Origin of the sequence: Flavobacterium omnivorum (assembly GCF_900099915.1) — a bacterium.
GTDB classification, from domain to species: Bacteria; Bacteroidota; Bacteroidia; order Flavobacteriales; family Flavobacteriaceae; genus Flavobacterium; species Flavobacterium omnivorum.
Genome location: NZ_FNDB01000023.1, coordinates 22,002 through 36,017 on the forward strand (window position 1 = coordinate 22,002; position 14,016 = coordinate 36,017).

Consider the following 14,016-nt stretch of genomic DNA (forward strand, 5'->3'; position numbering starts at 1 on the left):
ACATAAAAAAGTATGCCGCTACTGCGCTAATTTCATTTATTAATTTAAATGTTTACTATGCTAATTAGCGGTTTATTTTTAGGCTTTTAAATCAAAAACTAGCTGTAAGTCTTTTAGATTTTACTTTGGGCGTGACCCTTCGTGAAAAACTTCGGGTCGGGCTGTACGCTGTATCTTTATTTTCTTAAAGAAAGAAAATAAAGGATGCCGCTTCCATCCCTCACGCACGCAAAAGAGTCAAATAAACCCGGATAATTTTCACGATGTCAAAAAGAAACGTATTTTTACCAGTCAGTATACTAAAAAGCATATTTAAAAGTTAATTGATAAAAACGTTTTCCCTTGAAAATCAATATATTTAAACCGTTACCCTTCTTGTTGTTTTTTGCTTTTTTGGTAGCTTGTTCTACTAAGAAAGATACTTTTTTGGCACGGAATTCTCATGCCTTAAGCACCAAGTATAACATTTTATACAACGGTAAGGTAGGCTTAGACAAAGGAGTTCAAACCTTAAAATCCAATGATGATGATGACTTCTGGCAACTTTTACCTCCAGAAAAAATGCAAATTGTAGAGGACTTCACCGCTACCACAAAACCAATAAATGCTGATTTTGAATTGGCTGAAACCAAAGCGACCAAAGCCATTCAGAAACACTCCATGAATATTGGAGGCAGAGAAAAAAATAGTCAAATTGATGAAGCGTATCTCATGCTTGGAAAAGCGAGGTATTATGACCAACGGTTTGTGCCGGCTCTCGATGCATTCAATTACATTCTCTATAAATACCCCAACAGCAGCAAGATTTACGAAGCTAAAATATGGCGAGAAAAAACCAACATGCGTCTGGGAAATGATGCTTTGGTGATAAAAAACATTAGTAAATTATTAGATGATCATGAAGTAAAGAAACAAGTTTTTGCAGACGCAAACGCTCTTTTAGCGGCCTCTTTTTTAAACTTGGAAGAAAAAGATAGCGCTGTGGCCAAAATAAAAAAAGCCATCGCATTCACTAAAGTAAATCAGGAAAGAGCAAGATACCGTTTTGTTTTAGGACAATTGTATCAAGAGTTGGGGTATAAAGACAGTGCTGTTGCAGCCTACCAGGAAGTAATTAGTATGAACCGAAAAGCGGAGCGAAAATTTGTCATTCAAGCACATGCTAAAAAAGCGGAGTTGTTTGATTACAAAATTGGCGATACGATTTCTTTTGTAAAAACCTTCAATACACTGATGCAAGACCGGGAAAATCGTCCCTACAAAGATTTGATTTTTCATCAAATGGCGGTGTATCATGACAAGCAAAATAATCGGAAAACGGCAATGGAGTTGTACAACGCCTCCTTAAAAACGAATTCGAAAGATAGCTATTTAGTAGCCTCTAATTATAGAAATTTAGGAAACATGTATTTTAGAAACGCGGAATATCCGTTGGCGGCAAAATACTACGACAGTACTTTAGTCAAGTTAGATAAGAAAACCAGAGAGTTTGGTAAAATTCAAAAAATCAGAAGCAATCTCGATGAAGTGATTTTATACGAGACGTTAGCAAAGCGAAACGATAGTATTCTAAATGTAGTGGCAATGAATCCTGCGGATCGTTCCTCTTATTATGAAAAATACATTACTAAATTAAAGGAACAAGATGAGGTTAAAAGGCTCTTAGAAGAAAAAAATAAAGTGATACAAGAAAACACTGCACGTAATAATTCACCATCTTCTAGTGATCCCGTTTCTACTCAAGATCCGATAAGACCAAACCGTAAATCGACAATGACTCCACCTACAGTGGCGTCAATTAATGCGCAGGCTGGAGCGAGTACATTCTACTTTTATAATTTTACAACCGTGGCTTTTGGTAAATTAGAATTTAAAAAAATATGGGGAGACAGGGCTTTAAATGGGAATTGGAGACTTCCATCAGGGAATGTAAGTACAGTAACTGCTGATTCTTTGACTTTGGAAAAGAAAGGTACAAAAAAGGAATCGGACATCATAATAGTTGCAGAGCAGTACACTACGGATTATTATTTAAAACAACTTCCGACCGGACAAATAGAATTAGACAGCATTAATAAAGAACGCAATTTTGCCTATTATCAATTGGGAATTATTTATAAAGAAAAATTCAAAGAAAATGATTTGGCTATCGCTAAATTAGAACAATTATTAAACAATAATCCAGAGGAAAAACTGATACTTCCTGCTATGTACAATTTGTATAAGTTATATCAAATCAACGGTAGCAACAAAGCAGAGGCGATGAAAAACAGAATCGTAACGCAGTATCCGGATTCCCGCTATGCCCAAATTATAAACAACACGAATCCAAGTGTGATTTCAGCAATTGACTCGCCAGAAAGCGTCTATAACAAGTGGTATAAATTGTTTCAACAAGAGCAATTTGTTTTGGTTTTAGAGAATTCCGATGCTCTTATTACTCAGTTTTCAGGCGAAGAGATTGGATCTAAATTCGAACTGCTTAAAGCCAATGTCATAGGCAAACTAAAAGGGGTTACCGCTTACAAAAACGCGCTGCAAGTGGTTGCAGATAATTATCCAAATAGTGAAGAGGGGAAAAATGCCCTATTGATATTGAATGATCAAATTCCGTTTTTAGAAAAAATGGAATTTGTTACAACAGATTCAAATAACTGGAAAATTTTATATCAAGTGGGTGCACGCGATGATAAAAATACCAAAGCGCTAGAAGAAAAAATAAAAGTATTCTTGGCTAGTGAAAACCTTCAAAAAATGTATTATTCGTATGATATTTACACAGATAAAGGAAATTTCATCACGATACATGGAATAAAATCAAAGGCCTACGCAGAGGATATTGCATTGGTGCTAGAAGAAAATATAAAATATAAAATTACTGATACGGCTATAGTAGTTTCAGGCGAAAATTATAAAGTCATCCAAATCAAAAAAAATATTGAAACGTATTTAGCCTTTAAAAAGCAATAATTATGTTTGATAAAAAACAAAAATCATATACTGATCTTCTAGGAAAGACCAATAGAATAGTAGAAGGAACCACGATCAAAGGGGATATTATTTCACAAGCTGATTTTAGATTAGACGGAAAATTGATTGGTAATTTTGAGTCTGGCGGGAAAATTGTAATTGGCCCTGCAGGAAGTGTCACAGGAGATATTGTATGTAAAAATGCAGATATCGAAGGCAAATTTGACGGTAAAATTCAGGTAACGGAGGTGCTAAATGTAAAATCGAAAGCCAGTATTCATGGTGAAGTAATCGTAGGTAAATTATCGGTGGAACCAGGTGCTGATTTTAGTGCATCGTGCGCAATGAAAACCAATACTAAAAATCAAATGCCGACTAATGGACAACAAACCGCCTCAAAAAAGGCCTAATAAATGGCTTGCACTTATTAATATTCCCATTCAAATGGGTGTTATTATTTTCTTGTTCTCCTATCTTGGAGACTGGTTAGATGAAAATCATTCCAATCCCAAGGTGTATTATACCAAAATTTTAGTATTCGTTGGTGTTGTACTGGCGTTGTATAACGTGATTCGGCAAGTAAACGAAATTAATAAAACACAATGAGTTTAAAAAAATACAGACCGCTTTTGTCTTTAACGGCACTTGTAGGATTAGCATACCTTATTCATCGCGTTCTTTTTTATACTTTAGATATAAACGACACGTCTTTTTATTATTCTATAGAAACGCTATATCTCTTGTTTTTAGTATTGTCAATTATGGTATTTGTAGTTTTGTTGAAAGTTAAAGAACGTAGTTTTGACAATGTTGGGATGTCTTTTCTTTTGAGCACAAGTATCAAAATGATTGTTTGTTATGTAATTTTAAAACCTATATTGCAGGTGACAAGCGGGGAAAATACATTAGAGAAAATTAATTTTTTTATGATGTTTATTATCTTTTTAGCAATTGAAACGATATTAACAATACGGATATTAAACGAAAAGCAATGAATATGTGATTTAAGGAACAAATCCATCGAAAATAAATTTTTATATTCTTTTGAATATTAATAAAAGATGTACATTTGCACCAAATTTCAGAAACGTAATAAATTAAGATAATTAACTGTTATGGTGATTTCAAACAAACCACTTCGATTTATAGTAGCGACTTTAGTTGCGTGTCTTCCTCTAATTAGTTTTGCAAATCCTGAACAGGATACTGTAAAAGTACAAACTGAAGTTGCTCATCAGGCAACCGAAGGAGCTCTTGCTGAACCAACAGATGTAAAATCTAAAATCAAGGAATTTATCAATCATCACCTTTTAGATGCGCATGATTTTACTTTCAATGTTGATGAGGCAACTGGAGCGCATAATGGTTTTTCTTTGCCAATTATTCTTTGGGACAACGGTTTGCAAGTTTTTTCTTCTTCAAAATTCCACCATGGTGAGGAAACAGCAGAACACAATGGAAACTTCTATGTGTTGCACCATGAGAAAATATACAAAACGGAGGCGGATGGCGCTTTGATAGAAGAGCATGGTCATCCAACGAATGCTAGACCGATAGATTTCTCAATCACTAAAAGTGTTATTGGCATAATGTTAGTTTCACTGTTTATGTTTGTGTTGTTTTCAAGTTTGGCAAAATCATATGCTAAAAATAACGGGATCGCTTCAGGAGTAGGACGTATTTTTGAACCACTTGTTTTGTATGTGCGTGACGAAATTGCAATTCCAAACATTGGAGAGAAAAACTATAAAAAATACATGAGCTATTTGCTTACAATATTTTTCTTTATTCTTTTCCTTAATATTTTAGGATTGATGCCATTTGGGTTTAATGTAACTGGAAATATAGCCATTACAGTATCGTTAGCTTTATTAACTTATATCATAACAACTTTAACAGCAAATAAAAATTATTGGGGACACATTTTCTGGATGCCAGGTGTGCCAACTCCAATGAAATTTATCTTGGCTCCAATAGAATTGTTAGGAACAATCATTAAGCCTTTTTCATTAATGATACGTTTGTACGCTAACATGTTAGCAGGACACGTTGTTTTGATGAGTATCATTGGTTTAATGTTTATATTCAAAAGTTGGATTGGAAGTACATTGTCATTTGGTTTGGCATTTGCACTTTCGATACTTGAAATATTAGTAGCTTTTTTACAAGCCTATATTTTCACCATGTTATCTGCACTGTATTTTGGAGCAGGAAACGAAGAGCATCATCACGAAGAGGCTCACCATTAAGTCGAAAGTCAAACGTCGAAGGTTTAAAGTCAACTGGACTTTATGACATTAGACTTAACAACTTTAGACTATTAATAAGAATGTTTAATTTTTAATTTATATATTATGGAAATTCCAACTATTGTAGGAGCAGGATTGATTGTTATCGGAGCAGGTTTAGGTATTGGTAGAATTGGTGGTTCAGCAATGGACGCTATTGCTCGTCAACCAGAGGCTTCTGGAAAAATCCAAACAGCTATGCTTATCGCAGCTGCACTTATTGAAGGTATTGGTTTTGCTGCGTTATTCGCATCTTAATTAAAACTAAAAGAAAACAATAGTTGCAACGGTTGGTTGTAACTATTGTTTTTAAAATTTAAACATTACAAATTGCGATTAAAAGCAATACATACTTTAAAATTTATAATTAGATATAATGGATAAGTTAATAAATGATTTTTCGTTTGGTTTGTTTATCTGGCAGATAGTACTATTTGTTGGATTAATACTCTTGTTAAAAAAATTCGCTTGGAAGCCAATTCTTGATGCAGTTAATGATAGAGAAGAAGGAATCAAGAATGCCTTACTTTCTGCTGAAAATGCTAGAAAAGAAATGCAAAATCTTCAAGCTGACAACCAACGTATTTTACAAGAAGCTAGATTAGAGCGTGACAACATGCTTAAAGAGGCTCGTGAAATGAAAGAAAAAATGGTTGCTGATGCTAAAAACGAAGCGCAAGTTCAAGGATTGAAAATGATCGAACAAGCGAAAGTAGCAATTGAAGGTGAAAAAAATGCAGCTATGGCTGAGTTGAAATTACAAGTTTCTACTTTATCATTGAGTATTGCTGAAAGATTATTGAAAGACGAATTGTCTAACAAAGAAGCTCAAACTAAATTAGTGGAGAAATTGTTAGGTGACGTAAAACTGAACTAATTATGGCAAGTACAAGAGCAGCAATTCGTTATGCAACAGCAATTTTAGATTTAGCAAACTCAAAAGGAGTTGCCGAAGTTGTAAATAACGATATGAAATTGATTGCTTCAACAATCAATGGAAATTTAGAATTGAGTACTTTTATCCAAAATCCAACTTTAAAAGTGGAGGTGAAGGAGAAAGCACTTTTGGAAGTTTTTGCAGGTATTGATTTAGTTACTCAAGGGTTATTTCATTTGTTATTTGAAAACAAAAGATTCGAAATTCTAGAAGGTATTGCTACAGAATACAGCAAATTATCTGACGTTATGAATGGTATTGAAGTAGCTAAAGTTACTACCGCTGTTCCTATGGATGCTGCATTAGAAGCAAAAGTGAAAGCGACAATAGCAATACTTTCAGATAAGAAGATTACAATTGAAAATACAGTAGATGCTTCAATTATTGGAGGATTTATTTTAAGAATAGGCGATAAGCAATACAACGCTTCAATAGCCAACAGATTACAAGTATTAAAAAGAGAGTTAAGTAATTAGTTTTATTGCACATTTAAGTGTTTAAATTATAAATAAAATGGCGGAAATTAAACCTGCTGAAATTTCAGCAATATTAAGAAAGCAAGTAGAAGGTTTTGAATCTGGTGCTACACTAGAAGAAGTAGGAACAGTACTTCAAGTTGGAGATGGTATTGCTCGTGTTTACGGGCTTTCTAATGTTCAATATGGAGAATTAGTTGAATTTGACAATGGCTTAGAAGCTATTGTTTTGAACCTTGAAGAAGACAATGTAGGTGTGGTACTTTTAGGACCATCAACAGGAATCAAAGAAGGTTCAACTGCAAAAAGAACACAACGTATTGCTTCTCTTAAAGTAGGAGAACAAATGGTAGGTCGTGTTGTAAACACCCTTGGTTTTCCAATTGATGGAAAAGGACCAATTGGTGGAGATTTATACGAGATGCCTTTGGAAAGAAAAGCTCCTGGAGTTATCTTCCGTCAACCCGTTACTGAACCATTACAAACAGGTATCAAAGCAGTAGATGCTATGATTCCAGTAGGTCGTGGACAACGTGAGCTAGTTATTGGTGACCGTCAAACAGGGAAATCAACTGTTTGTATCGATACGATCTTAAATCAAAAAGAATTTTACGATGCTGGGAAGCCAGTATTCTGTATATATGTTGCAATTGGACAAAAAGCGTCAACTGTAGCAGGAATTGCTAAAATGTTAGAAGAAAAAGGAGCAATGGCGTATACCATTATTGTTGCTGCTAATGCTTCTGATCCAGCTCCAATGCAAGTGTATGCTCCTTTCGCAGGTGCTGCAATTGGAGAATATTTTAGAGATTCAGGTCGTCCAGCTTTAATTGTTTATGATGATTTATCTAAACAAGCGGTGGCGTATCGTGAGGTTTCTCTTTTATTAAGAAGACCACCGGGACGTGAAGCATATCCTGGAGACGTTTTCTACTTACACAGTAGATTATTAGAGCGTGCTTGTAAAGTAATTGCAGATGATGGAATTGCTAAAGACATGAACGATTTACCAGATTCATTGAAATCAATTGTAAAAGGGGGTGGTTCATTGACTGCTTTACCAATTATTGAAACTCAAGCGGGTGACGTTTCTGCATACATCCCAACAAACGTAATTTCGATTACTGATGGTCAAATTTTCTTGGATGGAGATTTGTTTAACTCAGGGGTTCGTCCAGCTATTAACGTAGGTATCTCGGTATCTCGTGTGGGTGGAAATGCACAAATTAAATCAATGAAAAAAGTTGCAGGTACTTTAAAACTGGATCAAGCACAATTCCGTGAATTGGAAGCGTTTGCAAAGTTTGGTTCTGATCTTGATGCCGTTACTTTAAACGTAATTGAAAAAGGAAAAAGAAACGTTGAGATCTTGAAACAAGGTTTGAACGATCCATATACTGTTGAAGACCAAGTTGCTATTATCTATGCTGGTTCTAAAAACTTATTGAGAAACGTTCCTGTAAATAAAGTAAGAGAATTTGAGAAAGATTTCTTAGAATACTTAAACAATAAACACAGAGCTACTCTTGATGCGTTGAAAGCAGGAAAACTAACAGATGAAATTACAGATGTAATCGAAACTGTAGCAAAAGAATTATCAGCAAAATATAACTAATTTAGTGAAAAGTGAAAAGTGAGTAGTTTTGACTATTCACTTTTCACAACTCACTCTTCACTATAAATAAAATGGCAAATTTAAAGGAAATCCGTAATAGAATTACTTCCGTTTCATCTACGATGCAAATTACATCAGCGATGAAAATGGTCTCTGCAGCAAAGCTAAAGAAAGCACAAGATGCGATCACAGCAATGCGCCCTTATGCCGAAAAATTAACGGAACTATTGCAAAATCTTTCTGCTACCCTTGAAGGTGATGCAGGGGGTGAATTTACAATACAACGCGAAGTTAAAAAAGTGTTGCTAGTTGTAATAACTTCTAATAGGGGTTTGGCTGGCGCTTTTAATACCAATGCCATTAAAGAAGCCAGAAGCCGTGCAGAATTTTATGCTGGAAAAGAGGTGGATGTTTTTGCTATCGGTAAAAAAGGAAATGATGTTTTAAGTAAAACACTTCCTGTTGTAGACAATCAAAGTGCTGTATTTGACGATTTGACTTTTGAAAATGTGGCTGTAATAGCAGACTTGTTAACCGAGAAATTCGTTTCTGGTGAATACGATAAAATTGAGTTGATTTACAACCAATTTAAAAATGCAGCAACACAAATTGTTCAAACGGAGCAGTTTTTACCATTGGCACCTATAAAATCTGATGTACCGGTTTCGACAGGAGATTATATTTTTGAACCTTCAAAAGAAGAAATTGTGTTGACTTTGATTCCAAAATCATTAAAAACACAATTGTATAAAGGAATTCGTGATTCATTTGCTTCAGAGCACGGAGCGCGTATGACTGCCATGCACAAAGCAACTGATAACGCAACAGAATTAAGAAATCAATTGAAATTGACATACAACAAAGCACGTCAAGCTTCTATTACTAACGAGATCTTAGAGATTGTTGGTGGTGCTGAAGCGTTGAATGGATAATTCGAAATAAAAGCACATAAAAAAGGCGTTTGAACTAAGTTCAAATGCCTTTTTTATTTTTATACCAATCCTTGTTTATTCCATAAATCAGAATACTTTCCTTTTTGTTCTAATAATGCATTATGATTTCCGGACTCTACTATAGTACCATTTTCCATTACCAAAATAGTATCGGCATTAGCTATAGTACTCAATCGATGGGCAATTACTATAACCGTTTTCCCCTGAGATTTAAAATTATCAATCACTTCTTTTACAATGCGCTCCGAATTAGTGTCTAATGAAGAAGTGGCTTCATCCATTAATAAAACTTCTGGGTTTTTATACAAAGCTCTTGCTATAGCAATGCGTTGTTTCTGTCCTCCAGAGAGCATGGCACCATTTTAACCAATTTGGGTTTCAAAACCATTGGGCAATTTCTCCACAAATTCTGTAATTACCAATTGTTTGGATAAATCTAAAATACGTTGAATATTAGGAAAGGAATCACCTAAAGCGATGTTTTCGATGATATTTCCTGAAAACAGATTGAGCTGTTGTGGAATGACACCAATACAATTACGTAGGCTCTGATAATGAATAAATTGAGAGTCGTACTCTCCAATATAAATTTTCCCTTCTTTTATTGGATATAAGTTTTGCAATAGTGAAATCAGTGTCGTTTTACCACTTCCGCTTTCGCCAACGATAGCCGTGGTTTCATTTTTCTTGAAAACAGCATTAAAATGTTTGAAAACTTCTGTTCGAGAGCCATAACGAAAAGTTACATTTTCGAATTTTATATCTCCCATGTTTTCTCTCTGCAATTCGACTTTATTTTCTGTTTCTTCTCGTTCTAAATCCATTATTTCAAAAAGCCTGTCAGCAGCGATCAGTGCATTTTGTGCTGTTTTATTCATCCCAATCAAGGAAGCAACTGGCGAAGTAAAATAGCCAATCAAAGCATAAAAGGAAAATAACTCACCGGGAGTAATCGCTCTGTCAATCACGTAACCCGAACCAATCCACATCAAAATAACAGTAAATATCGAAGCCAGAAATTGGGTGGAAGTCCCAGCAAAAACACTGTTTAAACCTGATTTGTAGGTGGTAAACAATAGCTTTACAAATTTATTTTCCGTTTTAAGATTCGAAAAGTCTTCGATTCCAAATTCTTTTACCGTTCTGATATGCGTAACACTTTCTACCAATTGTGTTTGTAATTCGGCGGCATTCTCCATGATAACGCGTTCCACTTTTTTATTAAACCTATTTAATATATAATAAATAGCTCCATAAAATGGAATTACCAACAGAATCACCAACGCTAATTTCCAATAATAGGTAAACATCAATGTGAAGGAAAAAATCACGATGAAGATATTGACAATCATATCAATCGCCACTTCATTGATAAAGGATCTAATTTTTACAGCATCGCCAATTCGGGATGTGATTTCACCCACTTGCATCGTGTCAAAAAATCGTTGCGGCAGATGAAGCAAATGTTTATAGTATCCCAAAATTAATTTGGCATCAATCAACTGCCCTGTTTTCATAACAAAAACACTCTTTTTGGAACCGATGTAGGCTTGCAGTATAATGATGATAATCATGGAAACACTCAGCAGATTCAGTAAATTTCTGTTGCCTTCCACCAAAACATAATCAGTAATTTTTTGGATATAAATGGACATGGCCAATCCTAAAACGGTGAAAAGTATGGCACCAACCAAAGCCTGAACTAAAATGGTTTTGTGTGGCTGTACCAAATGCCAAAAGCGTTTTAAAGGAGAAACTTTTTCGTTGTATTCCTTAAAATCATCATTCGGGGCAAAAAGAATTAATACGCCAGTCCAGATTTTTTGAAATTCTTCAAAAGTGTAGGTTTGCATTTTCCCAAAAGCAGGATCCATTGCTGTAATCTTTGATTGGCTTTCGACCTTCGACTTTTCAACTTTATAGACTACGATGTAATGATGCAATTGTTCTTTTACCACCACGTGAGCAATAGCAGGGAGCGGAATTTTATCAATAGCATCGATGCCTCCTTTTACTCCCTTGGCAGAAAAACCCATTTTTTCTGCAGCTTCAATTATCCCCAGCACATTGGTACCTCGTTTATCGGTATTGGCATATTGACGAATTCTGGCTATTGGCAGATTAACTTTGTAATGATTGCCAATAGAAGCGAGACAAGCAGCACCACAATCTTTGATATCATGTTGTTTTATTTTTATTGAGGCCATTATATAATTAGAAATTAGTAGTTGGAAATTAGTAATTTTGATTTTCTATAAATTAATTTCTTTATGAAAAACGATAATCTTATCCATATAAAGTCAAAAAAATTTGCAATTAGAATTATCAATACTTTTAAGTATTTACAAACAGAGAAAAAAGAATTTGTTTTGTCTAAACAAATGCTTCGCAGTGGAACAGCAATTGGTGCTTTAATTAAAGAAAGTGAATTTGCCCAAAGCAGAAAAGATTTTCTGAACAAATTGTACATTGCTTTAAAAGAAGCAAACGAAACCCAGTATTGGATTGAACTATTATTTGAAACGGAATACGTCACAAAAACGGAATTTGATTCATTGTCTACGGATTGTATTGAAATACTAAAGCTTTTGGTCGCCATAACTAAAAAAATGAAAGAAAGCTTAGAGAAGTAGTAATTAGTAAGTAGAAAGTAGAAATTTCAGCAAGTACTAATTACTACTTGCTAATTACTACTTGTTTCGGGTTGAGCCAATCATCTACTTTGTCAAACACTAAATCAAATAAGCTTCTTCTTGTAATGATGTATCGTGTGGTTAGGGTCATTCCTTTTGTAATTTGGGTTTTGTAACCGGATTGCAATTGCATTGCGGTAGTATTCAGTGCGCATCGTACTTTAAAAAAAGCTTGTTCCCCTTGAATGGTAATATTACGGTCAATATCGATTACTTTTCCTTCTAGCAAACCCCATTGGTTGTAATTGAAAGCATCGAGTTGAAATTTCACCTTTTGATTTTTTCTAATTAAACCTATATCGTTTGGTGAAACGGTGCTTTCTACAATCAATTGATCTATTGCCGAAATAGAGGCTATAGGTTGAGAGGCGTTCAAGAAAGAACCAGCTTGAATTCCTGAGAAATTTTCTATAGTTCCAGATAATGGTGCTGTTATATAATAGTTTTGCGCTTCTACTTTTATTTTTTCTAGGGTGCCGTTTAGGTTTTGAAGTTGCATTTGTAGCTCTCGTTTGCTGTTTTGCCAAAGGCTACGTTGGTTTTTTTCTAAACCAGAAAGTGCTTGCTGAGCATACGTATAATCAAAACTATATTTCTCAAATTCAGCTTTGGCAATTATGCCCTTATCATGCAACTGTTTGTTTCGGTCATATACTATTTTTGATTGGGCAATTTTGCTTTGCAATTCCTCTCTTTTATTATTGTAACTCTGCCACTCTTGCTGCATAGCAAGTGTTTTAAAACCCGTAGCCCTGCCTTGTGTAACTTGAGTTAAATCATGAATTTGATCCTGAATAGTAGCCGCCGTCACTTGATTATTGGCTTTCTCGGTATTTAAATTTTCTTGGGTAATGGCAATCAGGGTATCTCCTTGTTGCACTACTTGGTTATTCTTTATTTTTATAAAAGTTACTTTGCCATTCACTAAGCTACTTACTGGAACATTGTCAGTAGTACTTCGCACGATACCGCGACTCTGACTGCTAATGTCTATTTTGATGACAGGCAATAGAGCCAGAAAAATAAGTATAGCCAGAATCAAGACCAAGTAAATAGAAATACTCTTGGTTTTGTTTTTTGCGATAAGGTTTTCGAGAGTGTTTATGGGATCTTGACTGAAGTTCATTTTTTTTAGTGAATTTATAAGACACGTTTGTATAGATAATAAAAACATGGAGAACCTGCAATCCAACAAACAAATTTCCTTTAACTGATTACTATTTCAATACTAAAAAGACTGCCTAATAAAATAGGCAGTCTCACAATAAAAATCTTGATTTAAAAGTTATTTTTTAACTTTTGAATATGAGCAATTAACGCTCCTAAAGCAATACCTATGATAAATATCTTAAACCAATAAGGAGCTAAGTATTGCATTATTTTATGATAAGTCATTGTGTTAATTTTATGATGTTGCCCAGTCTACAAATTTATAGACGCCATATCCAACTAAAGCACCTACAACAACAACGCCAACAACTGTAGCCCCTGCAGCAGCCACGGCTATCACTGCTGGAGCAAGATAACCTCCTTCAGTCTCTTTGGACTCTTGGATACTAATTTCCTTTAAATTCAACGCTTCTAAATTCATATTTTAATTTTTTGATATTTAACATTATTTTTGTCCTTGAGCAACTGCTGCACCTACACCAACTCCTACCCAAAATGCAGTAGCTACAGTTTCAGCAGATATTGCTATTCCCCATATTAGAAGAGGTATAAACCCACCTTCTGTTCCTTTAACTTCTTGAGCATTAAGCTCCACTAAATTCAAATTATCTAAATTCATTTTTTAAGTTTTTAAAATTACACATTTCATTTCAATAAAAAGTTTCTCGAGAACTTTTGTGCTTGGTTTTTTTTAGAGACCATAGCTTTCAAACTCCTTGCTCTGTTTTTTTTGAAAGGGTTACAGTACAGCTGAATTATTCCCTTATGCTTTGTTTTTTGAAGAACAAATAGCTTTACCTAAGCTTCATGCTCTGATTTTTGAAAGGGTTACCATACAGCTGAATTATTCCCTTATGCTTTGTTTTTTGAGGAACAAATAGCTTTACCCAAAACCTCGTGCTCTGTTTTTTTGA

The 14,016-nt window shown here is 34.6% G+C and carries 14 protein-coding genes and 1 pseudogene; 11 read left to right on the top strand and 4 right to left on the bottom strand.

Annotated features, from left to right (window positions below; genetic code table 11):
* Nucleotides 1-342 precede the first annotated feature (342 nt).
* The 10 genes from porW to atpG all read left to right on the top strand — a co-directional run bounded on the left by porW (nucleotide 343) and on the right by atpG (nucleotide 9,218).
* Nucleotides 343-2,970, top strand: a complete 2,628-nt coding sequence (gene porW / locus BLS90_RS15295; RefSeq protein ID WP_245705127.1) for a type IX secretion system periplasmic lipoprotein PorW/SprE — start codon at nucleotides 343-345, stop codon at nucleotides 2,968-2,970.
* Nucleotides 2,971-2,972: 2 nt separating this feature from the next.
* Entirely contained in the window at nucleotides 2,973-3,380 is a 408-nt protein-coding gene (locus tag BLS90_RS15300) for a bactofilin family protein (protein WP_091259165.1), read from the top strand.
* Entirely contained in the window at nucleotides 3,349-3,576 is a 228-nt protein-coding gene (locus BLS90_RS15305; protein ID WP_091259167.1) for an AtpZ/AtpI family protein, read from the top strand. Before BLS90_RS15300 ends, BLS90_RS15305 begins: the two co-directional genes overlap by 32 nt.
* On the top strand, nucleotides 3,573-3,965 hold the full coding sequence (locus tag BLS90_RS15310) for a hypothetical protein (RefSeq protein ID WP_091259169.1): 393 nt from the start codon (nucleotides 3,573-3,575) through the stop codon (nucleotides 3,963-3,965). The genes BLS90_RS15305 and BLS90_RS15310 overlap by 4 nt, the downstream gene beginning before the upstream one ends.
* Before the next feature lie 120 nt (nucleotides 3,966-4,085).
* Entirely contained in the window at nucleotides 4,086-5,219 is a 1,134-nt protein-coding gene (atpB, locus tag BLS90_RS15315; RefSeq protein WP_091259171.1) for a F0F1 ATP synthase subunit A, read from the top strand.
* 105 nt (nucleotides 5,220-5,324) lie between these two features.
* A complete protein-coding gene (gene atpE, locus BLS90_RS15320; RefSeq protein WP_073353856.1) occupies nucleotides 5,325-5,516 on the top strand; it encodes an ATP synthase F0 subunit C in 192 nt (63 codons plus the stop codon).
* Between the two features lie 118 nt (nucleotides 5,517-5,634).
* Complete coding sequence (locus BLS90_RS15325; protein WP_091259175.1) at nucleotides 5,635-6,135, top strand: F0F1 ATP synthase subunit B; 501 nt, start codon at nucleotides 5,635-5,637, stop codon at nucleotides 6,133-6,135.
* Nucleotides 6,136-6,137: 2 nt separating this feature from the next.
* A complete protein-coding gene (gene atpH, locus BLS90_RS15330; RefSeq protein WP_091259177.1) occupies nucleotides 6,138-6,671 on the top strand; it encodes an ATP synthase F1 subunit delta in 534 nt (177 codons plus the stop codon).
* Between the two features lie 37 nt (nucleotides 6,672-6,708).
* Entirely contained in the window at nucleotides 6,709-8,286 is a 1,578-nt protein-coding gene (atpA, locus tag BLS90_RS15335; RefSeq protein WP_091259179.1) for a F0F1 ATP synthase subunit alpha, read from the top strand.
* Nucleotides 8,287-8,357: 71 nt separating this feature from the next.
* On the top strand, nucleotides 8,358-9,218 hold the full coding sequence (gene atpG / locus BLS90_RS15340) for an ATP synthase F1 subunit gamma (RefSeq protein ID WP_091259181.1): 861 nt from the start codon (nucleotides 8,358-8,360) through the stop codon (nucleotides 9,216-9,218).
* A gap of 59 nt (nucleotides 9,219-9,277) precedes the next feature.
* Here atpG and BLS90_RS15345 read toward each other — a convergent pair.
* Nucleotides 9,278-11,446 (bottom strand): annotated as a pseudogene (locus BLS90_RS15345) (peptidase domain-containing ABC transporter).
* Between the two features lie 63 nt (nucleotides 11,447-11,509).
* Here BLS90_RS15345 and BLS90_RS15350 point away from each other — a divergent pair.
* Nucleotides 11,510-11,872 (top strand): four helix bundle protein, encoded by a 363-nt coding sequence (locus tag BLS90_RS15350; RefSeq protein WP_091259183.1) that lies wholly within the window; start codon nucleotides 11,510-11,512, stop codon nucleotides 11,870-11,872.
* 43 nt (nucleotides 11,873-11,915) lie between these two features.
* Here BLS90_RS15350 and BLS90_RS15355 read toward each other — a convergent pair whose 3' ends face one another.
* The 3 genes from BLS90_RS15355 to BLS90_RS17180 form a co-directional block, all read right to left on the bottom strand.
* A complete protein-coding gene (locus tag BLS90_RS15355) occupies nucleotides 11,916-13,058 on the bottom strand; it encodes an HlyD family secretion protein (protein WP_175455503.1) in 1,143 nt (380 codons plus the stop codon).
* A 279-nt stretch (nucleotides 13,059-13,337) separates the two neighbouring features.
* Nucleotides 13,338-13,523 carry a hypothetical protein gene (locus tag BLS90_RS16950; protein WP_091259184.1) on the bottom strand — a complete coding sequence of 62 codons (186 nt, stop codon included), beginning with the start codon at nucleotides 13,521-13,523 and terminating at the stop codon, nucleotides 13,338-13,340.
* Between the two features lie 24 nt (nucleotides 13,524-13,547).
* Nucleotides 13,548-13,721, bottom strand: coding sequence for a bacteriocin (locus BLS90_RS17180; RefSeq protein WP_231507447.1), 174 nt, complete (start codon nucleotides 13,719-13,721; stop codon nucleotides 13,548-13,550).
* Nucleotides 13,722-14,016 lie beyond the last annotated feature (295 nt).